This window comes from Bacillus sp. FSL R7-0685, assembly GCF_038002425.1.
Lineage (GTDB): Bacteria > Bacillota > Bacilli > Bacillales > Bacillaceae > Bacillus > Bacillus subtilis.
Window position 1 is genome coordinate 114454 of record NZ_JBBOCN010000001.1, and the last position, 26896, is coordinate 141349.

General features: G+C 42.5%; 34 protein-coding genes and 1 other annotated feature. All 34 genes read left to right on the plus strand.

Translation table 11 applies throughout. The annotated features are described in order from the left end of the window. Entirely contained in the window at nt 1-432 is a 432-nt protein-coding gene (locus tag MKY50_RS00620) for a mini-ribonuclease 3 (protein ID WP_014475597.1), read from the plus strand. After that, nucleotides 416-1165: a 23S rRNA (guanosine(2251)-2'-O)-methyltransferase RlmB gene (gene rlmB / locus MKY50_RS00625; RefSeq protein WP_341116007.1), complete on the plus strand. Its 750-nt coding sequence runs from the start codon at nt 416-418 to the stop codon at nt 1163-1165. Before MKY50_RS00620 ends, rlmB begins: the two co-directional genes overlap by 17 nt. Before the next feature lie 6 nt (nt 1166-1171). Continuing rightward, on the plus strand, nt 1172-1684 hold the full coding sequence (rae1, locus tag MKY50_RS00630; protein ID WP_003235032.1) for a ribosome-dependent mRNA decay endonuclease Rae1/YacP: 513 nt from the start codon (nt 1172-1174) through the stop codon (nt 1682-1684). A gap of 62 nt (nt 1685-1746) precedes the next feature. Then, the gene (sigH, locus tag MKY50_RS00635) at nt 1747-2403 is read left to right on the plus strand and encodes an RNA polymerase sporulation sigma factor SigH (RefSeq protein WP_003225758.1); all 657 of its coding nucleotides are present in this window, start codon (nt 1747-1749) and stop codon (nt 2401-2403) included. A 92-nt stretch (nt 2404-2495) separates the two neighbouring features. Further along, nucleotides 2496-2645, plus strand: a complete 150-nt coding sequence (rpmG, locus tag MKY50_RS00640; protein WP_003156421.1) for a 50S ribosomal protein L33 — start codon at nt 2496-2498, stop codon at nt 2643-2645. Between the two features lie 33 nt (nt 2646-2678). Then, nucleotides 2679-2858: a preprotein translocase subunit SecE gene (gene secE / locus MKY50_RS00645; RefSeq protein WP_004399676.1), complete on the plus strand. Its 180-nt coding sequence runs from the start codon at nt 2679-2681 to the stop codon at nt 2856-2858. Nucleotides 2859-3036: 178 nt separating this feature from the next. Continuing rightward, the gene (nusG, locus tag MKY50_RS00650; RefSeq protein ID WP_003225764.1) at nt 3037-3570 is read left to right on the plus strand and encodes a transcription termination/antitermination protein NusG; all 534 of its coding nucleotides are present in this window, start codon (nt 3037-3039) and stop codon (nt 3568-3570) included. Between the two features lie 167 nt (nt 3571-3737). Continuing rightward, nucleotides 3738-4163, plus strand: a complete 426-nt coding sequence (gene rplK / locus MKY50_RS00655) for a 50S ribosomal protein L11 (RefSeq protein WP_003156430.1) — start codon at nt 3738-3740, stop codon at nt 4161-4163. A 94-nt stretch (nt 4164-4257) separates the two neighbouring features. Further along, on the plus strand, nt 4258-4956 hold the full coding sequence (gene rplA, locus MKY50_RS00660; RefSeq protein WP_003235040.1) for a 50S ribosomal protein L1: 699 nt from the start codon (nt 4258-4260) through the stop codon (nt 4954-4956). Between the two features lie 45 nt (nt 4957-5001). Then, nucleotides 5002-5142 (plus strand) — a sequence feature (ribosomal protein L10 leader region). A gap of 65 nt (nt 5143-5207) precedes the next feature. Then, entirely contained in the window at nt 5208-5708 is a 501-nt protein-coding gene (rplJ, locus tag MKY50_RS00665; RefSeq protein WP_003235042.1) for a 50S ribosomal protein L10, read from the plus strand. 45 nt (nt 5709-5753) lie between these two features. Beyond that, nucleotides 5754-6125, plus strand: coding sequence for a 50S ribosomal protein L7/L12 (rplL, locus tag MKY50_RS00670; RefSeq protein WP_003156436.1), 372 nt, complete (start codon nt 5754-5756; stop codon nt 6123-6125). An 89-nt stretch (nt 6126-6214) separates the two neighbouring features. Beyond that, nucleotides 6215-6820 (plus strand): class I SAM-dependent methyltransferase, encoded by a 606-nt coding sequence (locus MKY50_RS00675; RefSeq protein ID WP_003235045.1) that lies wholly within the window; start codon nt 6215-6217, stop codon nt 6818-6820. A 245-nt stretch (nt 6821-7065) separates the two neighbouring features. Continuing rightward, a complete protein-coding gene (gene rpoB / locus MKY50_RS00680) occupies nt 7066-10647 on the plus strand; it encodes a DNA-directed RNA polymerase subunit beta (RefSeq protein ID WP_009966326.1) in 3582 nt (1193 codons plus the stop codon). A 61-nt stretch (nt 10648-10708) separates the two neighbouring features. Next, nucleotides 10709-14308, plus strand: a complete 3600-nt coding sequence (gene rpoC, locus MKY50_RS00685; RefSeq protein WP_004399688.1) for a DNA-directed RNA polymerase subunit beta' — start codon at nt 10709-10711, stop codon at nt 14306-14308. 176 nt (nt 14309-14484) lie between these two features. Next, nucleotides 14485-14733 (plus strand): 50S ribosomal protein L7ae-like protein, encoded by a 249-nt coding sequence (locus MKY50_RS00690; protein ID WP_003225778.1) that lies wholly within the window; start codon nt 14485-14487, stop codon nt 14731-14733. A 113-nt stretch (nt 14734-14846) separates the two neighbouring features. Beyond that, nucleotides 14847-15263, plus strand: coding sequence for a 30S ribosomal protein S12 (gene rpsL / locus MKY50_RS00695; RefSeq protein ID WP_003225781.1), 417 nt, complete (start codon nt 14847-14849; stop codon nt 15261-15263). A gap of 41 nt (nt 15264-15304) precedes the next feature. Continuing rightward, nucleotides 15305-15775, plus strand: a complete 471-nt coding sequence (rpsG, locus tag MKY50_RS00700; protein ID WP_003225784.1) for a 30S ribosomal protein S7 — start codon at nt 15305-15307, stop codon at nt 15773-15775. Nucleotides 15776-15828: 53 nt separating this feature from the next. Further along, entirely contained in the window at nt 15829-17907 is a 2079-nt protein-coding gene (gene fusA / locus MKY50_RS00705; protein ID WP_003235056.1) for an elongation factor G, read from the plus strand. A gap of 119 nt (nt 17908-18026) precedes the next feature. After that, on the plus strand, nt 18027-19217 hold the full coding sequence (tuf, locus tag MKY50_RS00710) for an elongation factor Tu (protein ID WP_003235058.1): 1191 nt from the start codon (nt 18027-18029) through the stop codon (nt 19215-19217). A 98-nt stretch (nt 19218-19315) separates the two neighbouring features. Continuing rightward, nucleotides 19316-20272 carry an alpha/beta fold hydrolase gene (locus MKY50_RS00715; protein ID WP_076458786.1) on the plus strand — a complete coding sequence of 319 codons (957 nt, stop codon included), beginning with the start codon at nt 19316-19318 and terminating at the stop codon, nt 20270-20272. A gap of 236 nt (nt 20273-20508) precedes the next feature. Beyond that, nucleotides 20509-20817 carry a 30S ribosomal protein S10 gene (gene rpsJ / locus MKY50_RS00720; protein WP_003156464.1) on the plus strand — a complete coding sequence of 103 codons (309 nt, stop codon included), beginning with the start codon at nt 20509-20511 and terminating at the stop codon, nt 20815-20817. A 39-nt stretch (nt 20818-20856) separates the two neighbouring features. Continuing rightward, on the plus strand, nt 20857-21486 hold the full coding sequence (rplC, locus tag MKY50_RS00725) for a 50S ribosomal protein L3 (protein WP_004399671.1): 630 nt from the start codon (nt 20857-20859) through the stop codon (nt 21484-21486). A gap of 27 nt (nt 21487-21513) precedes the next feature. Continuing rightward, nucleotides 21514-22137 (plus strand): 50S ribosomal protein L4, encoded by a 624-nt coding sequence (gene rplD / locus MKY50_RS00730; RefSeq protein ID WP_004399658.1) that lies wholly within the window; start codon nt 21514-21516, stop codon nt 22135-22137. Continuing rightward, a complete protein-coding gene (gene rplW, locus MKY50_RS00735; RefSeq protein ID WP_003156467.1) occupies nt 22137-22424 on the plus strand; it encodes a 50S ribosomal protein L23 in 288 nt (95 codons plus the stop codon). The genes rplD and rplW overlap by 1 nt, the downstream gene beginning before the upstream one ends. A 31-nt stretch (nt 22425-22455) precedes the next feature. Then, nucleotides 22456-23289: a 50S ribosomal protein L2 gene (gene rplB / locus MKY50_RS00740; protein WP_003225795.1), complete on the plus strand. Its 834-nt coding sequence runs from the start codon at nt 22456-22458 to the stop codon at nt 23287-23289. A gap of 57 nt (nt 23290-23346) precedes the next feature. Continuing rightward, on the plus strand, nt 23347-23625 hold the full coding sequence (gene rpsS, locus MKY50_RS00745; RefSeq protein WP_003156472.1) for a 30S ribosomal protein S19: 279 nt from the start codon (nt 23347-23349) through the stop codon (nt 23623-23625). 16 nt (nt 23626-23641) lie between these two features. Beyond that, nucleotides 23642-23983: a 50S ribosomal protein L22 gene (gene rplV, locus MKY50_RS00750; protein WP_003156475.1), complete on the plus strand. Its 342-nt coding sequence runs from the start codon at nt 23642-23644 to the stop codon at nt 23981-23983. A 3-nt stretch (nt 23984-23986) separates the two neighbouring features. Beyond that, the gene (gene rpsC / locus MKY50_RS00755; protein ID WP_003235068.1) at nt 23987-24643 is read left to right on the plus strand and encodes a 30S ribosomal protein S3; all 657 of its coding nucleotides are present in this window, start codon (nt 23987-23989) and stop codon (nt 24641-24643) included. A 1-nt stretch (nt 24644) separates the two neighbouring features. Continuing rightward, nucleotides 24645-25079 (plus strand): 50S ribosomal protein L16, encoded by a 435-nt coding sequence (gene rplP / locus MKY50_RS00760; protein ID WP_003225801.1) that lies wholly within the window; start codon nt 24645-24647, stop codon nt 25077-25079. Continuing rightward, on the plus strand, nt 25069-25269 hold the full coding sequence (rpmC, locus tag MKY50_RS00765) for a 50S ribosomal protein L29 (protein WP_003156482.1): 201 nt from the start codon (nt 25069-25071) through the stop codon (nt 25267-25269). The genes rplP and rpmC overlap by 11 nt, the downstream gene beginning before the upstream one ends. Nucleotides 25270-25291: 22 nt before the next feature. Further along, nucleotides 25292-25555, plus strand: a complete 264-nt coding sequence (rpsQ, locus tag MKY50_RS00770; RefSeq protein ID WP_003225804.1) for a 30S ribosomal protein S17 — start codon at nt 25292-25294, stop codon at nt 25553-25555. 40 nt (nt 25556-25595) lie between these two features. Then, nucleotides 25596-25964 (plus strand): 50S ribosomal protein L14, encoded by a 369-nt coding sequence (gene rplN, locus MKY50_RS00775; RefSeq protein WP_003225805.1) that lies wholly within the window; start codon nt 25596-25598, stop codon nt 25962-25964. A 36-nt stretch (nt 25965-26000) separates the two neighbouring features. Continuing rightward, entirely contained in the window at nt 26001-26312 is a 312-nt protein-coding gene (gene rplX / locus MKY50_RS00780; protein ID WP_003156486.1) for a 50S ribosomal protein L24, read from the plus strand. A 26-nt stretch (nt 26313-26338) separates the two neighbouring features. Next, nucleotides 26339-26878, plus strand: a complete 540-nt coding sequence (gene rplE, locus MKY50_RS00785) for a 50S ribosomal protein L5 (protein WP_003225809.1) — start codon at nt 26339-26341, stop codon at nt 26876-26878. Nucleotides 26879-26896: the final 18 nt, after the last annotated feature.

Below are 26896 nucleotides of genomic sequence, written 5' to 3' on the forward strand. Positions count from 1 at the left end.
ATGCTTGAATTTGATACGATAAAAGATTCTAAGCAGCTTAACGGTCTTGCGCTTGCTTATATAGGTGATGCCATTTTTGAAGTGTATGTCAGGCATCACCTGCTTAAGCAGGGCTTTACCAAACCAAATGATCTTCATAAGAAATCAAGCCGGATTGTTTCAGCAAAGTCACAGGCTGAGATCCTATTTTTTCTGCAGAATCAATCATTTTTTACGGAAGAAGAGGAAGCGGTGCTGAAAAGAGGCAGAAATGCCAAGTCAGGGACAATACCTAAAAATACAGATGTTCAGACGTACCGCTACAGTACAGCATTTGAAGCGCTTCTAGGCTACCTTTTTCTGGAGAAAAAAGAGGAACGACTTAGTCAGCTCGTAGCCGAAGCTATACAATTCGGGACGTCAGGGAGGAAAACAAATGAGTCAGCAACATGATTACGTCATAGGGAAAAATGCAGTGATCGAGACGTTAAAATCTGATCGGAAGCTGTATAAGCTGTGGATGGCGGAAAACACCGTAAAGGGACAAGCACAGCAAGTGATTGAGCTTGCCAAAAAGCAGGGAATCACGATTCAATACGTCCCGAGAAAAAAACTCGATCAAATGGTGACAGGACAGCATCAGGGCGTAGTGGCACAGGTTGCAGCGTATGAATATGCAGAACTGGACGATTTATATAAAGCAGCCGAAGAAAAAAATGAACAGCCTTTCTTCCTCATTCTGGACGAGCTTGAAGACCCTCATAATCTTGGTTCCATTATGAGGACAGCAGATGCGGTCGGCGCTCATGGCATCGTCATTCCAAAACGGAGAGCTGTCGGGCTGACAACAACAGTGGCAAAAGCTTCAACAGGAGCAATTGAGCACATTCCTATAGCAAGAGTCACCAATTTGGCACGGACGTTAGAAGAGATGAAAGAGCGGGGAATCTGGGTTGTCGGAACGGATGCGTCCGCGCGTGAGGATTACCGTAATATGGACGGCAATATGCCTTTGGCTCTAGTCATCGGAAGTGAAGGAAAAGGGATGGGCCGCCTTGTGAAAGAAAAGTGCGATTTTCTCATTAAACTCCCGATGGCCGGAAAGGTAACTTCACTAAATGCATCTGTCGCGGCTGGTCTTTTGATGTATGAAGTCTACCGGAAACGAAACCCTCTGGGAGAATAAAGACCCATGGATATCCTGTTAGTAGACGGGTACAACATGATTGGAGCCTGGCCGCAGCTGAAGGATTTAAAAGCGAACAGTTTTGAAGAGGCGAGAGACGTACTGATTCAGAAAATGGCGGAATATCAATCGTATACAGGAAACAGGGTTATTGTTGTTTTTGACGCGCATCTCGTAAAAGGGCTTGAGAAAAAACAGACCAACCATAGAGTTGAAGTAATTTTTACAAAAGAAAATGAGACGGCTGATGAGCGGATAGAAAAGCTCGCTCAGGCTTTGAATAATATTGCGACTCAAATTCACGTTGCGACCTCTGACTATACTGAGCAGTGGGCGATTTTCGGACAGGGGGCATTGCGGAAATCGGCCCGGGAGCTTTTGAGAGAGGTAGAAACGATTGAAAGGCGAATAGAGAGACGGGTAAGAAAAATCACTTCCGAAAAGCCGGCGGGTAAAATTGCTTTATCGGAAGAGGTTTTGAAAACGTTTGAAAAGTGGAGGCGGGGAGACTTAGATTAAGTTGACGCTTTTTTGCCCAATACTGTATAATATTTCTATCTACGTGCGCCGGGGGGATCGGAGTGAATCTACAGAACAACAAGGGAAAATTCAACAAAGAGCAGTTTTGCCAGTTGGAGGACGAGCAGGTCATTGAAAAGGTTCATGTTGGGGACAGTGATGCGTTAGATTACTTGATTACGAAGTACCGAAACTTTGTTCGGGCAAAAGCAAGATCCTATTTCTTAATAGGGGCGGACAGAGAGGATATTGTTCAGGAAGGCATGATAGGCCTCTATAAGTCTATTCGTGACTTCAAAGAGGACAAGCTTACCTCATTCAAAGCTTTTGCAGAATTATGTATTACCCGCCAAATTATTACCGCAATAAAGACAGCTACTCGCCAGAAACACATTCCTTTGAATTCCTACGTCTCATTAGATAAACCGATCTTTGATGAAGAATCAGACCGAACGCTGCTGGATGTCATTTCAGGAGCGAAAACCTTAAATCCTGAGGAAATGATCATTAATCAGGAAGAATTTGATGATATTGAAATGAAAATGGGAGAACTATTAAGTGATTTAGAGAGAAAAGTACTCGTCTTATATCTCGACGGGAGAAGTTACCAAGAGATTTCTGATGAACTGAACCGACATGTGAAATCGATCGACAATGCCCTTCAGCGTGTGAAACGCAAGCTGGAGAAGTACTTGGAAATTCGCGAAATCAGTTTGTAATAGGAATTTATGCTATATTGACAGTATTTTTCTGACTATGATATGTTACTAAAGATAAGAACTAATGTCTATTTAGAAAAAGGTGTAATGACATGAGAAAAAAGATTACGTTAGCATGCAAGACATGCGGAAACCGTAATTATACGACAATGAAGAGCTCTGCATCAGCGGCTGAGCGATTAGAAGTAAAGAAATACTGCAGTACTTGCAATTCACATACAGCTCATCTTGAAACAAAATAGTTTTTGCGCTTTTAAATTGTGGAGGTCTTTTACATGCGTATTATGAAATTCTTTAAAGATGTTGGGAAAGAAATGAAAAAGGTAAGCTGGCCTAAAGGAAAAGAGTTAACGCGTTATACCATTACGGTAATTTCAACAGTTATCTTTTTTGTTATCTTTTTTGCCCTCCTTGACACAGGAATTTCTCAATTAATTCGTTTAATAGTTGAATAATGATCAGCAATACGTGCTATAATAGATCATAATATTACTTGCCAAAACCCGTTCAGCGGGTTTTTTATTGTGGCTTAAAATGAAAGTTATCATAGGCTTGCCGCCTATTTTTTGAAGCGTTATGGTAATTCACTAAAACCAAATGCGGGGAGGGAAGGACTGGACAGTCCTGAATAGAATGGAAAAGAATTGGTATGTTGTTCACACGTACTCTGGTTATGAGAATAAAGTAAAAGCCAACTTGGAAAAGCGTGTTGAATCAATGGGGATGCAGGATAAAATTTTCCGTGTAGTCGTACCCGAAGAAGAAGAAACGGATATCAAAAACGGCAAGAAAAAAGTCGTGAAAAAGAAAGTATTCCCTGGTTATGTGCTTGTTGAAATTGTAATGACAGACGACTCTTGGTATGTCGTCCGCAACACGCCGGGCGTTACTGGATTCGTAGGATCTGCCGGGTCAGGTTCAAAACCGACGCCGCTTCTTCCGGGGGAAGCAGAAACCATTCTGAAGAGAATGGGCATGGATGAACGAAAAACTGATATTGACTTTGAACTGAAAGAGACAGTGAAAGTAATAGACGGACCTTTTGCTAACTTTACAGGATCAATTGAAGAGATTGATTATGATAAAAGCAAGGTCAAAGTTTTCGTTAATATGTTTGGCCGTGAAACGCCGGTTGAGCTGGAATTTACCCAAATCGATAAATTGTAATGTGAAAAAACTTGAAATTGCTATATATAAATGATAATATAGCAAAGGTACGTCTTGGACTTATCCAAGGCAACTAGCATGATATTTCGTCATTCATATAAAGAATGAAACCTTGAGTGGGAGGGTTTACCCTATTACCACATCACGGACTTAAGGAGGTGTGTCTCGTGGCTAAAAAAGTAGTTAAAGTTGTAAAATTGCAAATTCCTGCTGGAAAAGCTAACCCAGCACCACCAGTTGGACCTGCACTTGGTCAAGCCGGTGTTAACATCATGGGATTCTGTAAGGAGTTTAACGCTCGTACAGCTGACCAAGCTGGTTTAATCATTCCTGTTGAAATTTCGGTTTACGAAGACCGTTCATTTACATTTATTACAAAAACTCCACCTGCTGCAGTATTGCTTAAAAAAGCAGCTGGAATTGAGTCTGGTTCTGGTGAACCAAACCGTAATAAAGTGGCAACCGTTAAGCGCGATAAAGTACGCGAAATCGCTGAAACGAAAATGCCTGACTTAAACGCAGCAGACGTTGAAGCGGCAATGCGCATGGTTGAAGGTACTGCCCGCAGTATGGGTATTGTAATCGAGGATTAATTTGTTTCTTGTCGGGTTGCGAGTTTTAACAAGTTCGCAACCCTTATTCGTGGGAGGTTATTCCGCTATAACCACATAAGGAGGAAATTTTAAAATGGCTAAAAAAGGTAAAAAGTACGTTGAAGCTGCTAAGCTTGTAGACCGTTCTAAAGCTTACGACGTCTCTGAAGCAGTAGCTCTCGTTAAAAAAACAAACACAGCTAAATTCGACGCTACAGTTGAAGTGGCTTTCCGTTTAGGGGTTGACCCTCGTAAAAACGACCAGCAAATCCGTGGAGCAGTTGTGCTTCCAAACGGAACTGGTAAAACTCAGCGCGTTCTCGTTTTCGCAAAAGGCGAAAAAGCGAAAGAAGCTGAAGCTGCTGGTGCAGATTTCGTAGGCGATACTGACTACATCAACAAAATTCAACAAGGCTGGTTCGATTTCGATGTTATCGTAGCTACACCTGACATGATGGGTGAAGTTGGTAAAATCGGTCGTGTACTTGGACCAAAAGGTTTAATGCCAAACCCTAAAACTGGTACAGTTACTTTCGAAGTTGAAAAAGCGATCGGCGAAATCAAAGCTGGTAAAGTTGAATACCGCGTTGATAAAGCTGGAAACATTCATGTTCCTATCGGTAAAGTTTCTTTCGAGGATGAAAAACTTGTTGAGAACTTCACAACAATGTACGATACAATCCTTAAAGCTAAACCTGCTGCAGCTAAAGGCGTTTACGTGAAAAACGTTGCTGTAACTTCTACTATGGGACCTGGTGTCAAAGTAGACTCTTCAACTTTTAACGTAAAATAATATTGACATGACATCAACATTCTGATATTATTCAAAATGTTGTAAAATAGAATATCATTTATACCGTAGACAGTAGGGGCCTAACCGCTTAATTATCCTACCGAGGTGTATATTATCACAGCTATTACGTTACGTATGCTTGTATATACAGCCTCCATGTCTCATGGAGGCTTTTTATATGGAATCCGTCGTCTCAGTCGTGATCACCTAACGGTATAAGTGTTACACAAGAATCTACAGGAGGTGTAACCATGAGCAGCGCAATTGAAACAAAAAAAGTTGTTGTTGAAGAAATTGCTTCTAAACTGAAAGAAAGTAAATCAACGATCATCGTTGACTATCGCGGACTTAACGTTTCTGAAGTAACTGAACTTCGTAAACAGCTTCGCGAAGCTAACGTTGAGTTCAAAGTTTACAAAAATACGATGACTCGCCGTGCGGTTGAACAAGCTGAGCTTAATGGTTTGAATGATTTCTTAACTGGACCGAACGCGATCGCATTCAGCACTGAAGATGTTGTCGCTCCGGCTAAAGTTCTTAATGACTTCGCTAAAAATCACGAAGCTCTTGAAATCAAAGCTGGCGTTATCGAAGGTAAAGTTTCTACTGTTGAAGAAGTGAAAGCTCTTGCTGAACTTCCATCACGCGAAGGCTTGCTTTCTATGTTGCTTAGCGTACTTCAAGCTCCAGTTCGCAACCTTGCTCTTGCTGCAAAAGCTGTGGCAGAACAAAAGGAAGAACAAGGCGCTTAATCTAATCAGTTTTTCATAAATTAAAACAAAATGGAGGAATTACAAATGGCTTTAAATATCGAAGAAATCATTGCTTCCGTTAAAGAAGCAACTGTACTTGAATTGAACGACCTAGTAAAAGCAATCGAAGAAGAATTTGGCGTAACTGCTGCTGCTCCTGTAGCTGTAGCTGGCGGAGCTGCTGCAGGCGGAGCTGCTGAAGAGCAAAGCGAATTCGATCTTATCCTTGCTGGTGCAGGATCTCAAAAAATCAAAGTTATCAAAGTTGTACGTGAAATCACTGGTCTTGGCTTGAAAGAAGCTAAAGAACTTGTTGACAACACTCCAAAACCACTTAAAGAAGGTATTGCTAAAGAAGAAGCTGAAGAGCTTAAAGCTAAACTTGAAGAAGTTGGCGCTTCTGTAGAAGTTAAGTAATCTTCACTTACCTGTAGGGGAAGCTCGCTTTTATGAGGCGAGCTTTTTCTTTGCCATTCTTTAAGCCATGAAAAAAGGAGGTTCTAATAATGAGTGAGCACTATTATTCAGAAAAACCTTCAGTAAAAAGCAACAAGCAAACCTGGTCTTTTAGGCTTCGGAATAAAGATTTCACGTTTACCAGCGACAGCGGGGTTTTTTCTAAAAAAGAAGTTGATTTCGGCTCCCGCCTGCTGATTGATTCTTTTGAAGAGCCTGAGGTTGAGGGCGGCATTTTGGATGTAGGCTGCGGATACGGCCCGATTGGTTTATCGCTCGCCAGCGACTTTAAAGACCGGACTATCCACATGATTGACGTTAATGAGAGAGCCGTAGAACTATCAAATGAAAATGCGGAACAAAACGGAATAACAAACGTTAAGATTTATCAAAGCGATTTGTTTTCAAACGTTGATTCTGCTCAAACATTTGCTTCTATTCTTACAAATCCCCCAATCCGAGCCGGAAAAAAAGTTGTCCATGCTATCTTTGAGAAAAGCGCTGAACACTTAAAAGCTTCAGGTGAATTGTGGATCGTCATACAGAAAAAGCAAGGCGCGCCTTCTGCCATTGAAAAGCTCGAGGAACTGTTCGATGAAGTTTCCGTCGTTCAAAAAAAGAAAGGCTATTATATCATAAAAGCAAAAAAAGTTTGACTCGGTATTTTAACTATGTTAATATTGTAAAATGCCAATGTATATATTTTGCTTGATATGATGAATTGTCAATATCTATGTATAAATTATACAAGTATGGAAATGCTAATAAAATCGGTATTTGTTTTTGGATGTGGTTTTCTTAATTAGAAACCCTTTTTTCTTTTGTCTTGTAAAAGTATTTTCTTTCTTTGGAAGAAATGCTTATTACACATATAATACGCATGATTTGAGGGGTGAATCAGTTGACAGGTCAACTAGTTCAGTATGGACGACACCGCCAGCGCAGAAGCTATGCTCGCATTAGCGAAGTGTTAGAATTACCAAATCTCATTGAAATTCAAACCTCTTCTTATCAGTGGTTTCTTGATGAGGGTCTTAGAGAGATGTTTCAAGACATATCACCAATTGAGGATTTCACTGGTAACCTCTCTCTTGAGTTCATTGATTATAGTTTAGGTGAGCCTAAATATCCTGTAGAGGAATCAAAAGAACGTGATGTGACTTACTCAGCTCCGCTAAGAGTGAAGGTTCGTTTAATTAACAAAGAAACTGGAGAGGTAAAAGACCAAGATGTCTTCATGGGTGATTTCCCTATTATGACAGATACAGGTACTTTTATCATTAACGGTGCGGAACGCGTTATCGTTTCCCAGCTTGTTCGGTCTCCAAGTGTATATTTCAGTGGTAAAGTAGACAAAAACGGTAAAAAAGGTTTTACCGCAACTGTCATTCCAAACCGTGGCGCATGGTTAGAATACGAAACTGATGCGAAAGATGTTGTTTATGTCCGCATTGATCGCACACGTAAGTTGCCGGTTACGGTTCTTTTGCGTGCTCTCGGCTTCGGCTCCGATCAAGAGATTCTTGATCTCATAGGAGAAAACGAATACCTGCGAAATACGCTTGATAAAGATAACACAGAAAACAGCGACAAAGCGTTGCTGGAAATTTACGAGCGTCTCCGTCCTGGAGAGCCGCCTACAGTAGAAAATGCGAAAAGCTTGCTTGATTCTCGTTTCTTTGATCCGAAACGATACGATCTTGCCAATGTAGGACGCTATAAAATTAATAAAAAACTTCATATTAAGAATCGCCTCTTCAATCAGAGACTTGCTGAAACGCTTGTTGATCCTGAAACAGGAGAAATCCTTGCTGAAAAAGGCCAGATTCTTGATAGAAGAACACTTGATAAAGTACTGCCATACTTAGAAAACGGAATCGGTTTCAGAAAGCTGTATCCGAATGGCGGCGTTGTTGAAGATGAAGTGACTCTTCAATCAATTAAAATCTTTGCTCCGACTGATCAAGAAGGAGAACAGGTTATTAATGTAATCGGCAATGCTTACATCGAAGAAGAGATTAAAAACATCACGCCTGCTGATATTATTTCTTCAATCAGCTACTTCTTCAACCTGCTGCACGGAGTAGGCGACACAGATGATATCGATCATCTTGGAAACCGCCGTTTACGTTCTGTAGGTGAGCTTCTCCAGAACCAATTCCGTATCGGTTTAAGCCGTATGGAGCGTGTGGTTCGTGAGAGAATGTCAATTCAAGATACGAATACAATTACGCCTCAGCAGCTGATCAATATTCGTCCTGTTATTGCGTCCATTAAAGAGTTCTTTGGAAGCTCACAGCTTTCTCAATTCATGGATCAGACGAACCCGCTTGCTGAATTAACGCACAAGCGTCGTCTGTCAGCATTAGGACCGGGCGGATTGACACGTGAGCGTGCCGGAATGGAAGTGCGTGACGTTCACTACTCCCACTATGGCCGTATGTGTCCGATTGAAACGCCTGAGGGCCCGAACATCGGTTTGATCAACTCACTATCATCTTATGCAAAAGTAAACCGTTTTGGCTTTATTGAAACGCCATATCGCCGCGTTGACCCTGAAACAGGGAAGGTAACGGGCAGAATCGATTACTTAACTGCTGATGAAGAGGATAACTATGTTGTCGCTCAAGCGAATGCTCGTCTTGATGACGAAGGCGCCTTTATTGATGACAGCATCGTGGCTCGTTTCCGCGGGGAGAACACCGTTGTTTCCAGAAATCGTGTAGACTACATGGATGTATCGCCTAAGCAGGTTGTATCTGCTGCGACAGCATGTATCCCGTTCTTAGAAAACGATGACTCCAACCGTGCCCTCATGGGAGCGAACATGCAGCGTCAGGCTGTGCCTTTGATGCAGCCGGAAGCGCCATTTGTTGGAACTGGTATGGAATACGTATCAGGAAAAGACTCTGGTGCCGCTGTTATTTGTAAACACCCTGGTATCGTTGAACGCGTAGAAGCGAAAAACGTTTGGGTTCGCCGTTATGAAGAAGTAGACGGTCAAAAAGTAAAAGGAAACCTGGATAAATACAGCCTGCTGAAATTTGTCCGCTCTAACCAAGGTACGTGCTACAACCAGCGTCCGATCGTAAGTGTCGGCGATGAAGTGGTAAAAGGAGAAATCCTTGCTGACGGTCCTTCTATGGAGCTTGGTGAACTTGCACTTGGCCGTAACGTAATGGTCGGCTTCATGACATGGGATGGCTACAACTATGAGGATGCCATCATCATGAGTGAACGCCTAGTGAAGGATGATGTTTATACATCTATCCACATTGAAGAATACGAATCAGAAGCACGTGATACGAAACTTGGACCTGAAGAAATCACTCGCGATATTCCAAACGTCGGTGAAGATGCGCTTCGCAATCTTGATGACCGCGGAATCATCCGTATTGGGGCAGAAGTAAAAGACGGAGATCTTCTTGTTGGTAAAGTAACGCCTAAAGGCGTAACTGAACTGACTGCAGAAGAACGCCTTCTTCACGCCATCTTTGGCGAGAAAGCCCGCGAGGTTCGTGATACTTCTCTTCGTGTGCCTCATGGCGGCGGCGGAATTATCCATGACGTTAAAGTCTTCAACCGTGAAGACGGAGACGAACTTCCTCCAGGTGTTAACCAGTTAGTACGCGTATATATCGTTCAGAAACGTAAGATTTCTGAAGGGGATAAAATGGCCGGTCGTCACGGTAACAAAGGTGTTATCTCTAAGATTCTTCCTGAAGAGGATATGCCTTACCTTCCTGACGGCACACCAATTGATATCATGCTTAACCCGCTGGGCGTACCATCACGTATGAACATCGGGCAGGTATTGGAACTTCACATGGGTATGGCTGCACGTTACCTTGGCATTCACATTGCATCTCCTGTATTTGACGGAGCGCGAGAAGAGGATGTCTGGGAAACACTTGAAGAAGCCGGCATGTCTCGTGACGCCAAAACAGTGCTTTACGACGGACGTACTGGAGAGCCGTTTGATAACCGTGTATCTGTCGGTATCATGTACATGATCAAACTAGCTCACATGGTTGACGATAAACTTCATGCACGCTCTACAGGCCCTTACTCACTTGTTACGCAGCAGCCTCTTGGCGGTAAAGCGCAATTTGGCGGACAGCGTTTTGGTGAGATGGAGGTTTGGGCACTTGAAGCTTACGGTGCGGCTTACACTCTTCAAGAAATTCTGACTGTTAAGTCTGATGACGTGGTTGGACGTGTGAAAACATACGAAGCCATCGTTAAAGGCGACAATGTTCCTGAACCAGGTGTTCCGGAATCATTCAAAGTATTAATCAAAGAACTTCAAAGCTTAGGTATGGATGTCAAAATCCTTTCTGGTGATGAAGAAGAAATAGAAATGAGAGATTTAGAAGACGAAGAAGATGCGAAACAAGCTGACGGCCTGGCATTATCAGGTGATGAAGAGCCGGAAGAAACAGCATCTGCAGACGTTGAACGCGATGTAGTAACAAAAGAATAATCTCTAGTTATAAAGGCAAGTGACATCGGTTAATCCGAAGATAAAAAGGGAGGTAGGCCCCTTGCTAGATGTGAACAATTTTGAGTATATGAACATCGGTCTTGCTTCACCAGATAAAATCCGTTCATGGTCTTTTGGTGAAGTGAAAAAGCCTGAAACGATAAACTATCGTACGTTAAAACCTGAAAAGGACGGTCTATTCTGCGAACGCATTTTCGGACCGACTAAGGACTGGGAATGTCATTGCGGGAAGTACAAGCGAGTTCGTTATAAAGGCGTAGTTTGTGACCGCTGCGGAGTCGAAGTAACACGGGCTAAAGTCCGTCGTGAGAGAATGGGGCACATTGAACTGGCTGCCCCAGTTTCCCACATTTGGTATTTCAAAGGTATTCCAAGCCGTATGGGTCTTGTGCTGGATATGTCACCTCGTGCTTTAGAAGAAGTCATTTACTTTGCTTCTTACGTTGTAACTGATCCGGCGAATACACCGCTTGAAAAGAAACAGCTTCTGTCTGAGAAAGAATACCGTGCTTATCTTGATAAATACGGTAATAAATTCCAAGCATCTATGGGTGCTGAAGCAATTCATAAACTTCTTCAAGATATCGATCTTGTCAAAGAAGTTGATATGTTAAAAGAAGAGCTGAAAACTTCACAAGGACAACGACGTACTCGTGCGATCAAACGTCTTGAAGTTTTAGAAGCCTTCCGTAACTCAGGAAACAAGCCTTCTTGGATGATCCTTGATGTGCTTCCTGTTATTCCTCCGGAGCTTAGACCGATGGTTCAGCTAGATGGCGGACGTTTTGCGACTTCTGATTTGAATGACCTTTATCGTCGTGTCATCAACCGTAACAATCGTTTGAAACGCCTTTTGGACCTTGGTGCGCCTAGCATCATCGTTCAAAACGAAAAGCGTATGCTTCAAGAGGCTGTCGATGCCCTAATTGACAACGGCCGCCGCGGACGCCCTGTAACAGGTCCTGGTAACAGACCGTTAAAATCTCTTTCTCACATGCTGAAAGGGAAGCAAGGCCGTTTCCGTCAAAACCTTCTTGGTAAACGTGTCGATTACTCCGGACGTTCTGTAATCGTTGTTGGTCCTCATTTGAAAATGTACCAATGCGGATTACCGAAGGAAATGGCGCTTGAACTTTTCAAACCTTTCGTTATGAAAGAACTTGTTGAAAAAGGTCTTGCTCACAACATTAAGAGTGCGAAACGCAAAATTGAGCGCGTACAGCCTGAAGTTTGGGATGTACTAGAATCAGTTATTAAGGAGCACCCGGTACTGCTGAACCGTGCCCCTACACTTCACAGATTAGGTATCCAGGCGTTTGAACCAACGCTTGTTGAAGGACGCGCAATCCGTCTTCACCCGCTCGTATGTACAGCTTACAACGCTGACTTTGACGGTGACCAAATGGCGGTTCACGTACCATTATCTGCTGAAGCACAAGCTGAAGCACGCATCTTGATGCTTGCTGCTCAAAACATCTTGAACCCTAAAGATGGTAAACCGGTTGTAACACCGTCTCAGGATATGGTACTGGGTAACTATTACCTGACACTTGAGCGTGCCGGTGCTGTCGGTGAAGGTATGGTCTTCAAGAATACAGACGAAGCGCTTCTTGCTTATCAAAACGGATATGTTCACCTTCATACCAGAGTAGCTGTTGCAGCTAACTCACTTAAGAATGTGACATTTACCGAAGAACAGCGCTCAAAATTGTTAATTACAACTGTCGGTAAGCTTGTCTTCAATGAAATTCTTCCGGAATCATTCCCTTACATGAATGAACCAACGAAGAGCAACATTGAAGAGAAAACACCTGACCGTTTCTTCTTAGAAAAAGGTGCTGACGTTAAAGCTGTTATCGCACAGCAGCCAATCAATGCGCCGTTTAAAAAAGGCATTCTGGGTAAAATCATCGCGGAAATCTTTAAACGATTCCATATTACGGAAACGTCTAAAATGCTTGACCGCATGAAAAACCTAGGTTTCAAATATTCAACAAAAGCTGGTATTACAGTTGGGGTTTCTGACATCGTCGTACTCGATGATAAACAAGAAATTCTTGAAGAAGCGCAAAGCAAAGTTGACAACGTTATGAAGCAGTTCCGCCGCGGTCTTATCACTGAAGAAGAACGCTATGAGAGAGTCATCTCTATCTGGAGTGCTGCAAAAGACGTTATCCAAGGCAAACTGATGAAATCACTTGATGAACTCAACCCGATCTACATGATGAGTGACTCTGGTGCCCGTGGTAACGCGTCTAACTTTACGCAGCTTGCCGGAATGCGCGGCCTGATGGCCAACCCGGCTGGACGTATCATTGAGTTGCCGATCAAATCAAGTTTCCGTGAAGGTCTGACAGTATTGGAGTACTTTATCTCCACACACGGTGCGCGTAAAGGTCTTGCCGATACCGCTCTTAAAACTGCTGACTCAGGTTACCTTACACGCCGTCTCGTTGACGTTGCGCAGGATGTTATCATTCGTGAAACTGATTGCGGAACTGACCGAGGCATTCTTGCTAAGCCACTTAAAGAAGGAACTGAAACAATTGAGCGCTTAGAAGAACGCTTAATCGGACGTTTTGCAAGAAAACAAGTGAAGCACCCTGAAACAGGTGAAGTGCTTGTGAATGAAAACGAACTGATCGATGAAGATAAAGCACTGGAGATTGTCGAAGCCGGCATTGAAGAAGTGTGGATCCGTTCTGCCTTCACATGTAATACGCCTCATGGTGTATGTAAACGATGCTATGGCCGAAATCTTGCAACTGGCTCCGATGTTGAAGTCGGTGAAGCTGTCGGAATCATTGCTGCCCAATCAATCGGTGAGCCTGGTACACAGTTAACAATGCGTACATTCCATACAGGCGGGGTTGCCGGAGACGATATCACACAGGGTCTTCCGCGTATCCAAGAGCTTTTCGAAGCGCGTAATCCGAAAGGTCAGGCAACAATTACAGAAATCGACGGTACAGTCGTTGAGATCAATGAAGTTCGTGACAAGCAACAGGAAATTGTGGTTCAAGGCGCAGTGGAAACACGTTCTTATACGGCACCTTACAACTCCCGCTTGAAAGTAGCGGAAGGAGATAAAATTACTCGAGGCCAAGTACTGACAGAAGGTTCAATCGATCCGAAAGAACTTCTTAAAGTGACTGACCTGACGACTGTTCAAGAGTATCTTCTCCATGAGGTTCAAAAGGTTTACCGTATGCAGGGTGTTGAAATCGGTGATAAACACGTAGAAGTAATGGTTCGCCAGATGCTTCGCAAAGTACGCGTGATTGATGCCGGTGACACTGATGTGCTTCCAGGTACATTGCTTGATATTCACCAATTTACTGAAGCGAACAAAAAGGTATTGCTTGAAGGCAATCGACCTGCTACAGGCCGTCCTGTCTTACTCGGTATTACAAAAGCATCTCTTGAAACTGATTCATTCTTATCTGCTGCTTCCTTCCAGGAAACAACACGTGTCCTTACAGATGCAGCGATCAAAGGTAAGCGTGACGAGCTTCTCGGCTTGAAAGAGAATGTTATCATCGGTAAGCTTGTTCCAGCTGGTACAGGAATGATGAAATACCGTAAAGTAAAACCAGTATCAAATGTTCAGCCGACTGACGATATGGTTCCGGTTGAATAACTGATTTAACTCTGCTGAAAGACTGCAAAAACAGTCTTTCAGCAGATATTTATGAAAAAGTCACTCTATGAGAAGAACGAATCTAAAAAATGTCATACCTTGTTGACATTCGTCTCCTAGAATGATAATATAACCAAGGTGCTCGAAATAAACCTGTTACTTTGGAGGATATGTTTATGTCTTATGATAAAGTATCACAGGCCAAATCAATTATTATTGGTACGAAGCAAACAGTGAAAGCTCTAAAGCGAGGTTCAGTAAAGGAAGTAGTCGTTGCAAAAGACGCAGATCCGATACTCACGTCAAGTGTTGTTTCACTTGCTGAAGATCAAGGTATCTCTGTCTCAATGGTTGAATCCATGAAAAAGCTCGGCAAAGCCTGCGGAATTGAGGTAGGAGCAGCCGCTGTTGCCATTATTTTATAACGTACTTTTGTTTTTGCGTAAGATTCCATCTTGTGTAAAGACATTGTTTTTTGCCTTTTGATGAACCACCTGGGTATGTGGGTTATAAAACGTAATGAAGGGAGGAAAAATTCATGCCTACAATTAATCAGCTAATTCGCAAAGGACGCGTGAGTAAAGTAGAAAACTCAAAGTCTCCTGCACTTAACAAAGGATACAACAGCTTTAAAAAAGAGCACACTAACGTATCTTCTCCACAAAAACGCGGGGTATGTACTCGTGTTGGTACAATGACACCGAAAAAACCGAACTCAGCACTTCGTAAATATGCTCGTGTTCGTTTGACTAACGGAATCGAGGTTACTGCTTACATTCCTGGTATCGGTCACAACCTGCAAGAGCACAGTGTTGTACTTATCCGCGGCGGACGTGTAAAAGACTTACCAGGGGTACGTTACCACATCGTTCGTGGTGCGCTTGATACTGCTGGAGTTGAAAACCGTGCACAAGGCCGTTCTAAATACGGTACGAAAAAACCTAAAGCAAAATAATATACGAAAATACGCATAATTGATGAAGGGAGGATATTCAGATGCCACGTAAAGGTCCTGTAGCAAAAAGAGATGTTTTACCTGATCCGATTTACAACTCTAAGCTTGTATCTCGTTTAATCAACAAAATGATGATCGATGGTAAAAAAGGTAAGTCTCAAACGATCCTATACAAGTCATTCGATATCATTAAAGAACGTACTGGCAATGATGCAATGGAGGTTTTCGAACAAGCATTGAAAAACATCATGCCTGTACTTGAAGTAAAAGCACGCCGTGTAGGTGGTGCGAACTACCAAGTTCCTGTAGAAGTTCGTCCTGAACGTCGTACGACTCTTGGACTTCGCTGGTTAGTTAACTACGCTCGTCTTCGTGGAGAAAAAACGATGGAAGAGCGTTTAGCTAACGAAATCCTTGACGCAGCTAACAACACTGGTGCTGCTGTTAAGAAACGTGAAGACACTCATAAGATGGCTGAAGCAAACAAAGCATTTGCTCACTATCGCTGGTAGGATTTATAGATTAACAAAACACAATTTCCTAATAAGGAAGGAGAAATTACCCAATGGCAAGAGAGTTCTCCTTAGAAAAAACTCGTAATATCGGTATCATGGCTCACATCGATGCCGGTAAAACGACTACTACAGAACGTATCTTGTTCTATACTGGTCGTATCCACAAAATTGGTGAAACTCATGAAGGAGCTTCACAAATGGACTGGATGGAGCAGGAACAAGAACGTGGTATCACAATCACTTCCGCTGCGACTACTGCACAGTGGAAAGGATACCGCGTAAACATCATCGATACTCCAGGACACGTAGACTTCACAGTTGAAGTTGAACGTTCTCTTCGTGTACTTGATGGTGCTGTTGCTGTACTTGACGCGCAATCAGGCGTTGAGCCTCAAACAGAAACTGTTTGGCGTCAGGCAACAACTTATGGAGTACCGCGTATCGTTTTTGTTAACAAAATGGACAAAATCGGTGCAGACTTCCTTTACTCTGTAGGAACTTTAAGAGACCGTCTTCAAGCAAACGCTCATGCAATTCAATTGCCGATCGGTGCTGAAGATAACTTCGAAGGTATCATTGACCTTGTAGAAAACGTTGCGTATTTCTACGAAGATGACCTCGGAACTCGTTCTGATGCAAAAGAAATCCCTGAAGAGTACAAAGAGCAAGCTGAAGAGCTTCGCAACAGCCTTATTGAAGCTGTATGTGAGCTTGATGAAGAGCTTATGGATAAGTACCTTGAGGGTGAAGAAATCACAATTGACGAGTTAAAAGCAGGAATTCGTAAAGGTACATTAAATGTTGAATTCTACCCTGTTCTTGTTGGTTCTGCCTTCAAAAACAAAGGTGTTCAACTAGTACTTGATGCTGTTCTTGACTACCTTCCTGCACCAACTGACGTTGCTGCAATCAAAGGTACACGTCCTGATACAAATGAAGAGATTGAGCGCCATTCTTCTGACGAAGAGCCATTCTCTGCATTAGCATTTAAAGTTATGACTGACCCTTACGTTGGTAAGTTGACGTTCTTCCGTGTGTACTCTGGAACACTTGATTCTGGTTCATACGTGAAAAACTCTACTAAAGGCAAACGTGAGCGTGTTGGACGTATTCTTCAAATGCACGCTAACAGCCGTGAAGAAATCTCTACTGTATACGCAGGGGATATCGCAGCTGCTGTAGGTCTAAAAGATACAACTACTGGAGATACTCTATGTGATGAGAAGGATCTTGTTATCCTTGAGTCAATGGAATTCCCAGAACCAGTTATCGACGTTGCTATTGAGCCTAAATCAAAAGCTGACCAAGATAAAATGGGTATCGCTTTAGCGAAACTTGCTGAAGAAGATCCTACATTCCGTACTCAAACAAACCCAGAAACTGGCCAAACGATCATCTCTGGTATGGGTGAACTTCACCTTGATATCATTGTTGACCGTATGAAACGCGAATTTAAAGTAGAAGCCAATGTTGGTGCTCCTCAAGTTGCGTACCGTGAAACATTCCGTACCGGTGCAAAAGTTGAAGGTAAATTCGTACGTCAGTCTGGTGGACGCGGTCAGTTCGGACACGTTTGGATCGAATTCGAACCAAACGAAGAAGGCGCTGGCTTTGAATTTGAAAATGCGATTGTCGGTGGGGTTGTTCCTCGTGAATACATCCCAGCTGTTCAAGCAGGTCTGGAAGATGCACTTGAAAATGGTGTACTAGCAGGCTTCCCGCTTATCGACATTAAAGCTAAACTTTTCGACGGTTCTTACCATGATGTTGACTCAAACGAAATGGCATTTAAAGTTGCTGCTTCTATGGCATTGAAAAATGCAGTCAGCAAATGTAACCCAGTTCTTCTTGAACCAATCATGAAAGTAGAAGTGGTTATTCCAGAAGAATACATGGGAGATATCATGGGTGATATCACTTCACGTCGCGGACGCGTAGAAGGTATGGAAGCACGCGGTAACGCTCAAGTTGTTCGTGCTATGGTTCCTCTTGCTGAAATGTTCGGTTACGCTACTGCACTTCGTTCTAATACGCAAGGTCGCGGTACGTTCACTATGCACATGGATCACTACGAAGAAGTGCCGAAGAGCGTCGCAGAAGAAATTATCAAAAAAAATAAAGGCGAATAATTGATTTTGCCGCTTAACTCAAGTATAACTACTATTGTAAGATGAGGAAGTGAAAGCTTTCTTTCACTTCCTATCACTCTATACATTACTAATTAAAAGCTCTTAAGGAGGATTTTAGAATGGCTAAAGAAAAATTCGACCGTTCCAAATCACATGCCAATATTGGTACAATTGGACACGTTGACCATGGTAAAACAACTTTAACTGCTGCTATCACAACAGTACTTCATAAGAAATCTGGTAAAGGTACAGCTATGGCGTACGATCAAATTGATGGTGCTCCAGAAGAACGCGAGCGCGGTATCACAATCTCTACTGCACACGTTGAGTACGAAACTGAAACTCGTCACTATGCACACGTTGACTGCCCAGGACACGCTGACTATGTTAAAAACATGATCACTGGTGCTGCGCAAATGGACGGAGCTATCCTTGTAGTATCTGCTGCTGATGGCCCAATGCCACAAACTCGTGAGCACATCCTTCTTTCTAAAAACGTTGGTGTACCATACATCGTTGTATTCTTAAACAAATGCGACATGGTAGACGACGAAGAGCTTCTTGAACTAGTTGAAATGGAAGTTCGCGATCTTCTTAGCGAATACGACTTCCCTGGTGATGATGTACCAGTTGTTAAAGGTTCTGCTCTTAAAGCTCTTGAAGGAGACGCTGAGTGGGAAGCTAAAATCTTCGAACTTATGGATGCGGTTGATGAGTACATCCCAACTCCAGAACGCGACACTGAAAAACCATTCATGATGCCAGTTGAGGACGTATTCTCAATCACTGGTCGTGGTACAGTTGCTACTGGCCGTGTAGAACGCGGACAAGTTAAAGTCGGTGACGAAGTTGAAATCATCGGTCTTCAAGAAGAGAACAAGAAAACAACTGTTACAGGTGTTGAAATGTTCCGTAAGCTTCTTGATTACGCTGAAGCTGGTGACAACATTGGTGCCCTTCTTCGCGGTGTATCTCGTGAAGAAATCCAACGTGGTCAAGTACTTGCTAAACCAGGTACAATCACTCCACACAGCAAATTCAAAGCTGAAGTTTACGTTCTTTCTAAAGAAGAGGGTGGACGTCATACTCCATTCTTCTCTAACTACCGTCCTCAGTTCTACTTCCGTACAACTGACGTAACTGGTATCATCCATCTTCCAGAAGGCGTAGAAATGGTTATGCCTGGAGATAACACTGAAATGAACGTTGAACTTATTTCTACAATCGCTATCGAAGAAGGAACTCGTTTCTCTATTCGTGAAGGCGGACGTACTGTTGGTTCAGGCGTTGTTTCTACAATCACTGAGTAATAGTATGATTTTAAACGAGACCCCTGCGGGTCTCGTTTTTTGTTTGCTTATCTTTTTCTTGTATAATAGGATCTATCATATTCGAGGGGTTAATATTTATGATTCCTGAAAAGAAATCAATCGCAATCATGAAAGAACTAAGCATTGGAAATACAAAGCAAATGCTGATGATAAATGGAGTTGACGTGAAAAATCCATTGCTGCTTTTTTTACATGGCGGGCCGGGAACGCCGCAAATCGGATATGTTAGACATTATCAAAAAGAGCTGGAACAGTATTTTACAGTAGTTCATTGGGATCAGAGAGGATCGGGGCTTTCTTATTCTAAGCGAATTTCGCATCACTCTATGACAATAAATCACTTCATTAAAGATACAATCCAAGTCACTCAATGGCTTTTAGCTCATTTTTCAAAATCAAAACTTTACCTAGCCGGTCATTCTTGGGGGTCAATACTGGCGCTTCATGTTTTGCAGCAGTGTCCTGATTTATTTTACGCGTATTATGGAATCAGCCAGGTTGTTAACCCTCATGATGAAGAATCAACTGCTTATCAACATATTCGTGAAATTTCTGAATCAAAAAAAGCCAGCTTATTATCTTTCCTCACACGTTTCATTGGTGCTCCGCCTTGGAAGCAGGATATCCAGCACCTTATCTATCGGTTTTGTGTCGAGTTAAGCAGGGGAGGCTTCACTCGACGTCATCGTCAATATCTAGCTGTATTATTTCAAATGCTTACTGGCAATGAGTATGGAGTGCGGAACATGCACAGCTTCCTCAATGGATTGCGCTTCAGTAAAAAACATTTAACTGGTGAGTTGTACCGGTTTAATGCTTTTACATCAGTTCCTTCTATTAAAGTACCGTGTGTTTTCATTTCAGGGAAACATGACTTAATTGTTCCTGCTGAAATATCGAAACAGTATTATCAAGAGCTTGAGGCACCCGAAAAGCGCTGGTTTCAATTTGAGAACTCAGCTCACACCCCGCATATTGAGGAGCCGGCATTATTCGCGAACACATTAAGTCGACATGCACGACACCATTTATGATAGATCCTTGATAAATAAGAAAAACCCCTGTATAATAAAAAAAGTGTGCAAACCATGCATATTTTAAATAAGTCTTGCAACATGCGCCTATTTTCTGTATAATGGTGTATGTTGGTCTTTGACTGCGATGAAGTGAGAGGTTGCTGACACACCCGGCCGCTTTGCCATGGCAAGGTGTTCAGGTTTTTCTCACGGAGAACTGTCTAACGTGATGTAGGCGAAAAGGAGGGAAAATAATGGCAAAACAAAAAATTCGTATTCGTTTGAAAGCATATGATCATAGAATCCTTGATCAATCTGCAGAGAAGATTGTTGAAACGGCAAAACGTTCTGGTGCCAGCGTATCTGGTCCGATTCCGTTGCCAACTGAAAAATCAGTTTACACAATCCTTCGTGCGGTGCACAAATACAAAGATTCTCGTGAGCAATTTGAAATGCGTACACATAAACGTTTAATCGACATTGTGAACCCAACACCACAAACTGTTGATGCTCTTATGCGATTAGACTTACCATCTGGTGTCGATATCGAAATTAAACTTTAATTCTAAAATATAGAATGATCTTAATAGGAGGTGTGACGAATGACCAAAGGAATCTTAGGAAGAAAAATTGGTATGACGCAAGTATTCGCTGAGAATGGTGATCTTATTCCGGTAACTGTTATCGAGGCTGCTCCAAACGTTGTTCTTCAAAAGAAAACAGCTGAAAACGACGGTTACGAAGCAATCCAGCTTGGTTTTGACGACAAGCGTGAAAAGCTTTCTAACAAACCTGAAAAAGGGCACGTTGCAAAAGCGGAAACTGCTCCTAAGCGCTTCGTTAAAGAATTACGCGGAGTGGAAATGGATGCGTATGAAGTTGGTCAGGAAGTCAAGGTTGAAATTTTCTCTGCTGGAGAAATCGTAGATGTAACAGGAGTATCTAAAGGTAAAGGTTTCCAAGGTGCGATCAAGCGCCACGGACAATCTCGCGGACCTATGTCTCACGGTTCACGCTACCACCGTCGTCCTGGTTCAATGGGACCTGTAGATCCTAACCGTGTATTCAAAGGTAAATTATTACCTGGACGTATGGGCGGAGAGCAAATCACTGTTCAAAACCTTGAAATCGTAAAAGTTGATGCAGAACGCAATCTTCTTTTGATCAAAGGTAACGTACCTGGTGCGAAGAAATCTTTAATCACTGTTAAAAGTGCTGTTAAATCTAAATAATTCTCTTAGGAAAGGAGGAAATTGATTATGCCAAAAGTAGCATTATACAACCAAAACGGTTCTACTGCTGGTGACATCGAATTAAACGCTTCTGTATTTGGTATCGAACCAAATGAGAGTGTTGTATTCGACGCTATTCTTATGCAAAGAGCTTCCTTACGTCAAGGAACTCACAAAGTAAAAAATCGTTCTGAAGTACGCGGCGGAGGTCGTAAACCATGGCGTCAAAAAGGTACTGGACGTGCCCGTCAAGGTTCAATCCGTTCACCGCAATGGCGCGGAGGTGGTGTCGTATTCGGCCCAACACCACGCAGCTATTCTTATAAATTACCTAAAAAAGTTCGCCGCTTGGCAATCAAATCAGTATTGTCTTCTAAAGTGATCGACAACAACATCATCGTTCTTGAAGATCTTACTCTTGATACGGCTAAAACAAAAGAAATGGCAGCTATCCTTAAAGGATTATCTGTTGAGAAAAAAGCTTTAATCGTAACTGCGGATGCAAACGAGGCAGTAGCATTATCTGCTCGTAACATTCCTGGAGTTACTGTTGTTGAAGCTAACGGAATCAACGTTTTAGACGTTGTCAACCACGAGAAGCTTCTGATTACAAAAGCAGCGGTTGAAAAAGTAGAGGAGGTGCTTGCATAATGAAAGATCCTCGTGATGTTCTAAAGCGCCCCGTCATTACTGAACGTTCTGCCGATTTAATGACTGAAAAAAAATATACTTTTGAAGTTGATGTAAGAGCTAACAAAACAGAAGTGAAAGACGCGGTTGAAAGCATCTTTGGAGTGAAAGTTGACAAAGTCAACATCATGAACTACAAAGGCAAATCAAAACGTGTTGGACGCTACACTGGTATGACTAGCCGTCGCAGAAAAGCGATCGTAAAACTTACTGCAGACAGCAAAGAAATCGAAATTTTTGAAGCTTAATTATCTGTAAAAAGAAGGAGGGAAATTCAAAATGGCGATTAAAAAGTATAAACCGACCTCTAATGGACGTCGTGGCATGACAACTTCAGATTTTGCTGAAATCACGACTGACAAGCCGGAAAAATCCTTGCTTGCTCCCCTTCACAAAAAAGGCGGACGTAACAACCAAGGTAAATTGACTGTACGTCACCAAGGTGGCGGACATAAACGCCAATACCGTGTTATCGACTTCAAACGCGATAAAGATGGTATACCTGGACGCGTTGCTACAGTTGAATACGATCCAAACCGTTCAGCTAACATCGCTCTAATCAACTATGCAGACGGAGAAAAACGTTACATTCTTGCTCCTAAAGGAATTCAAGTAGGTACTGAAATCATGTCAGGTCCTGAAGCTGACATTAAAGTAGGTAATGCACTTCCACTTATCAACATCCCTGTTGGTACAGTTGTGCATAACATTGAATTAAAACCTGGTAAAGGCGGACAGCTTGTACGTTCAGCTGGTACATCTGCTCAGGTTCTTGGTAAAGAAGGTAAATACGTTCTTGTACGTCTTAACTCTGGTGAAGTTCGCATGATCCTTTCTGCTTGCCGTGCTTCTATCGGTCAAGTAGGTAACGAACAGCACGAACTTATCAACATTGGTAAAGCTGGACGTTCTCGCTGGAAAGGCATCCGTCCTACAGTTCGTGGTTCTGTAATGAACCCTAACGATCACCCACACGGTGGTGGTGAAGGACGTGCGCCAATCGGACGTAAATCACCAATGTCTCCATGGGGCAAACCAACTCTTGGATTCAAGACTCGTAAGAAAAAGAACAAATCCGATAAATTTATCGTACGTCGTCGTAAAAATAAATAACGGGGTTGTCTACGGTTCTTTTCGGACCGTAGTGCAATCACGAAGGGAGGTTCCAAAATGGCTCGCAGCTTAAAAAAAGGACCATTTGTCGATGGACACTTGATGACTAAAATCGAGAAATTAAATGAAACAGACAAGAAACAAGTCGTAAAAACTTGGTCTCGTCGTTCTACTATTTTCCCACAGTTTATTGGTCACACAATCGCAGTCTATGACGGACGTAAACACGTGCCTGTATTCATCTCTGAAGATATGGTAGGGCACAAGTTGGGTGAATTCGCTCCAACTCGTACGTACAAAGGTCATGCTAGTGATGACAAAAAAACAAGACGCTAAGAGAGGAGGCTTTTAAATGCAAGCTAAAGCTGTTGCAAGAACAGTCCGTATTGCTCCTCGTAAAGCACGTCTAGTAATGGACCTGATTCGAGGCAAGCAAGTAGGTGAGGCAGTATCAATCTTGAACCTTACACCAAGAGCTGCTTCTCCAATTATCGAGAAAGTATTAAAATCCGCTATTGCAAATGCTGAGCATAACTATGAAATGGACGCTAACAACCTGGTTATTTCTCAAGCATTCGTTGACGAAGGCCCTACGTTAAAAAGATTCCGCCCACGTGCTATGGGACGTGCGAGCCAAATCAACAAACGTACGAGCCACATTACAATCGTTGTATCAGAAAAGAAGGAGGGATAAGTAGTGGGTCAAAAGGTAAATCCAGTCGGTCTTCGTATCGGAGTCATTCGTGATTGGGAATCTAAGTGGTACGCTGGTAAAGATTACGCTGACTTCCTGCACGAAGATTTAAAAATTCGTGAATACATTAGCAAACGCCTTTCTGACGCTTCTGTTTCTAAAGTAGAAATCGAGCGTGCAGCAAACCGCGTTAACATTACGATCCACACAGCTAAGCCTGGTATGGTTATCGGTAAAGGCGGTTCTGAAGTCGAAGCACTTCGCAAAGCCCTTAACAGCCTTACTGGCAAGCGTGTACACATTAACATTCTTGAAATCAAAAGAGCAGATCTTGATGCACAGCTAGTTGCTGACAACATCGCTCGTCAATTAGAAAACCGTGTTTCTTTCCGCCGTGCGCAGAAACAACAAATCCAACGTACTATGCGTGCTGGAGCACAAGGTGTGAAAACAATGGTTTCTGGTCGTCTTGGCGGTGCAGATATCGCTCGTTCTGAATACTACAGTGAAGGAACTGTTCCATTGCACACATTACGTGCGGACATTGACTATGCAACATCTGAAGCTGATACTACTTACGGTAAGCTTGGTGTAAAAGTCTGGATCTATCGTGGAGAGGTTCTTCCTACTAAGAAGAAAAATGAGGAAGGAGGAAAATAATATGTTATTACCAAAACGCGTTAAATATCGCAGAGAGCATCGCGGAAAAATGCGTGGCCGTGCGAAAGGCGGTACTGAAGTACATTTCGGAGAATTCGGTATCCAAGCTCTAGAAGCTTCTTGGATTACTAACCGTCAAATCGAAGCTGCACGTATTGCGATGACTCGTTACATGAAACGTGGCGGTAAAGTTTGGATCAAAATTTTCCCTTCTAAACCTTACACTGCTAAACCACTTGAGGTACGTATGGGATCCGGTAAAGGGGCTCCAGAAGGTTGGGTAGCTGTTGTAAAACCGGGCAAAGTTTTATTTGAAATTTCTGGTGTGTCTGAAGAGGTTGCTCGTGAAGCACTTCGCCTTGCATCTCACAAATTGCCAATTAAAACGAAGTTCGTAAAACGTGAAGAAATTGGTGGTGAATCAAATGAAAGCTAATGAAATTCGTGACCTTACCACTGCTGAAATTGAACAAAAAGTAAAGTCTCTTAAAGAAGAACTTTTCAATCTTCGCTTTCAATTAGCGACAGGACAACTTGAAAATACTGCTCGCATTCGTGAAGTGCGCAAAGCTATCGCGCGCATGAAAACTGTGATTCGTGAAAGAGAAATTGCTGCTAATAAATAATCACTGAGGGGAGGTCGTGAGCATGAGCGAACGTAACCAACGCAAAGTTTACCAAGGCCGTGTTGTTTCTGACAAAATGGATAAAACCATTACTGTTGTTGTTGAGACATACAAAAAACATACACTTTACGGTAAACGCGTAAAATACTCAAAAAAATTCAAAGCACATGATGAAAATAATCAAGCTAAAATCGGTGACATCGTTAAGATCATGGAAACTCGTCCATTGTCTGCAACTAAGCGTTTCCGTCTAGTTGAAGTTGTCGAAGAAGCTGTTATTATCTAATAAAGTTCGGAATTCTTTTTCCGAAGGGAGGTAACAAATAATGATTCAACAAGAGACTCGTTTAAAAGTAGCTGACAACTCTGGCGCACGTGAAGTACTTACTATTAAAGTTCTTGGTGGTTCTGGACGTAAAACAGCTAACATTGGTGATGTAATTGTTTGCACGGTTAAACAAGCAACACCAGGAGGCGTTGTCAAAAAAGGTGAAGTCGTAAAAGCTGTTATCGTTCGCACTAAAAGCGGAGCGCGCAGAAGTGACGGTTCATACATCAGCTTCGATGAGAATGCATGTGTTATCATCCGTGACGACAAGAGCCCACGCGGAACTCGTATCTTCGGACCAGTTGCTCGTGAATTGCGTGAAAACAACTTTATGAAAATTGTTTCTCTAGCTCCAGAAGTTATCTAATGAAATAAATGCCTTACTCAAGGAGGTGCGATCAGGATGCATGTAAAAAAAGGCGATAAAGTTATGGTTATCTCTGGTAAAGATAAAGGCAAACAAGGAACAATCCTTGCTGCTTTCCCTAAAAAGGACCGCGTTTTAGTTGAAGGTGTTAACATGGTAAAGAAACACTCTAAACCAACTCAAGCTAACCCTCAAGGCGGTATTTCTAATCAAGAGGCGCCAATTCATGTATCAAACGTTATGCCGCTCGATCCTAAAACAGGTGAAGTGACTCGCGTAGGATACAAAGTGGAAGATGGCAAAAAAGTTCGTGTAGCAAAAAAATCTGGGCAAGTTCTAGATAAATAGTATTAAAAGGAAGGGAGGTCTATCTCATGAACCGCCTTAAAGAAAAGTACAATAAAGAAATTGCACCTGCTTTAATGACTAAGTTCAATTATGATTCAGTCATGCAAGTGCCTAAAATCGAAAAAATCGTAATCAACATGGGTGTTGGTGACGCTGTTCAAAACGCCAAAGCAATCGACAGTGCTGTTGAAGAATTAACGTTTATCGCAGGTCAAAAACCTGTCGTTACTCGTGCGAAGAAATCAATTGCTGGATTCCGTCTTCGTGAGGGAATGCCTATCGGTGCGAAAGTAACTCTTCGCGGAGAGCGCATGTATGATTTCCTTGATAAACTTATTTCTGTATCTTTACCGCGTGTACGTGACTTCCGCGGGGTTTCTAAAAAATCTTTCGACGGTCGCGGTAACTACACACTTGGTATCAAAGAACAGTTAATCTTCCCTGAAATTGACTACGATAAAGTAACAAAGGTTCGCGGAATGGACATCGTTATCGTAACAACTGCTAATACTGACGAAGAAGCTCGTGAGCTATTAACTCAAGTAGGTATGCCGTTCCAGAAATAATCAATGAAAGGGAGGCGA

Excerpts from the sequence above, each read along its gene's own strand:
- MKY50_RS00620 (WP_014475597.1), top strand. The coding sequence starts at position 1 with ATGCTTGAATTTGATACGATAAAAGATTCTAAGCAGCTTAACGGTCTT.
- rlmB (WP_341116007.1), top strand. The coding sequence starts at position 416 with ATGAGTCAGCAACATGATTACGTCATAGGGAAAAATGCAGTGATCGAG.
- rae1 (WP_003235032.1), top strand. The coding sequence starts at position 1,172 with ATGGATATCCTGTTAGTAGACGGGTACAACATGATTGGAGCCTGGCCG.
- rpmG (WP_003156421.1), top strand. The coding sequence starts at position 2,496 with ATGAGAAAAAAGATTACGTTAGCATGCAAGACATGCGGAAACCGTAAT.
- secE (WP_004399676.1), top strand. The coding sequence starts at position 2,679 with ATGCGTATTATGAAATTCTTTAAAGATGTTGGGAAAGAAATGAAAAAG.
- nusG (WP_003225764.1), top strand. The coding sequence starts at position 3,037 with ATGGAAAAGAATTGGTATGTTGTTCACACGTACTCTGGTTATGAGAAT.
- rplA (WP_003235040.1), top strand. The coding sequence starts at position 4,258 with ATGGCTAAAAAAGGTAAAAAGTACGTTGAAGCTGCTAAGCTTGTAGAC.
- rplJ (WP_003235042.1), top strand. The coding sequence starts at position 5,208 with ATGAGCAGCGCAATTGAAACAAAAAAAGTTGTTGTTGAAGAAATTGCT.
- rplL (WP_003156436.1), top strand. The coding sequence starts at position 5,754 with ATGGCTTTAAATATCGAAGAAATCATTGCTTCCGTTAAAGAAGCAACT.
- MKY50_RS00675 (WP_003235045.1), top strand. The coding sequence starts at position 6,215 with ATGAGTGAGCACTATTATTCAGAAAAACCTTCAGTAAAAAGCAACAAG.
- MKY50_RS00690 (WP_003225778.1), top strand. The coding sequence starts at position 14,485 with ATGTCTTATGATAAAGTATCACAGGCCAAATCAATTATTATTGGTACG.
- rpsL (WP_003225781.1), top strand. The coding sequence starts at position 14,847 with ATGCCTACAATTAATCAGCTAATTCGCAAAGGACGCGTGAGTAAAGTA.
- rpsG (WP_003225784.1), top strand. The coding sequence starts at position 15,305 with ATGCCACGTAAAGGTCCTGTAGCAAAAAGAGATGTTTTACCTGATCCG.
- fusA (WP_003235056.1), top strand. The coding sequence starts at position 15,829 with ATGGCAAGAGAGTTCTCCTTAGAAAAAACTCGTAATATCGGTATCATG.
- tuf (WP_003235058.1), top strand. The coding sequence starts at position 18,027 with ATGGCTAAAGAAAAATTCGACCGTTCCAAATCACATGCCAATATTGGT.
- MKY50_RS00715 (WP_076458786.1), top strand. The coding sequence starts at position 19,316 with ATGATTCCTGAAAAGAAATCAATCGCAATCATGAAAGAACTAAGCATT.
- rpsJ (WP_003156464.1), top strand. The coding sequence starts at position 20,509 with ATGGCAAAACAAAAAATTCGTATTCGTTTGAAAGCATATGATCATAGA.
- rplC (WP_004399671.1), top strand. The coding sequence starts at position 20,857 with ATGACCAAAGGAATCTTAGGAAGAAAAATTGGTATGACGCAAGTATTC.
- rplD (WP_004399658.1), top strand. The coding sequence starts at position 21,514 with ATGCCAAAAGTAGCATTATACAACCAAAACGGTTCTACTGCTGGTGAC.
- rplW (WP_003156467.1), top strand. The coding sequence starts at position 22,137 with ATGAAAGATCCTCGTGATGTTCTAAAGCGCCCCGTCATTACTGAACGT.
- rplB (WP_003225795.1), top strand. The coding sequence starts at position 22,456 with ATGGCGATTAAAAAGTATAAACCGACCTCTAATGGACGTCGTGGCATG.
- rpsS (WP_003156472.1), top strand. The coding sequence starts at position 23,347 with ATGGCTCGCAGCTTAAAAAAAGGACCATTTGTCGATGGACACTTGATG.
- rplV (WP_003156475.1), top strand. The coding sequence starts at position 23,642 with ATGCAAGCTAAAGCTGTTGCAAGAACAGTCCGTATTGCTCCTCGTAAA.
- rplP (WP_003225801.1), top strand. The coding sequence starts at position 24,645 with ATGTTATTACCAAAACGCGTTAAATATCGCAGAGAGCATCGCGGAAAA.
- rpmC (WP_003156482.1), top strand. The coding sequence starts at position 25,069 with ATGAAAGCTAATGAAATTCGTGACCTTACCACTGCTGAAATTGAACAA.
- rpsQ (WP_003225804.1), top strand. The coding sequence starts at position 25,292 with ATGAGCGAACGTAACCAACGCAAAGTTTACCAAGGCCGTGTTGTTTCT.
- rplN (WP_003225805.1), top strand. The coding sequence starts at position 25,596 with ATGATTCAACAAGAGACTCGTTTAAAAGTAGCTGACAACTCTGGCGCA.
- rplX (WP_003156486.1), top strand. The coding sequence starts at position 26,001 with ATGCATGTAAAAAAAGGCGATAAAGTTATGGTTATCTCTGGTAAAGAT.
- rplE (WP_003225809.1), top strand. The coding sequence starts at position 26,339 with ATGAACCGCCTTAAAGAAAAGTACAATAAAGAAATTGCACCTGCTTTA.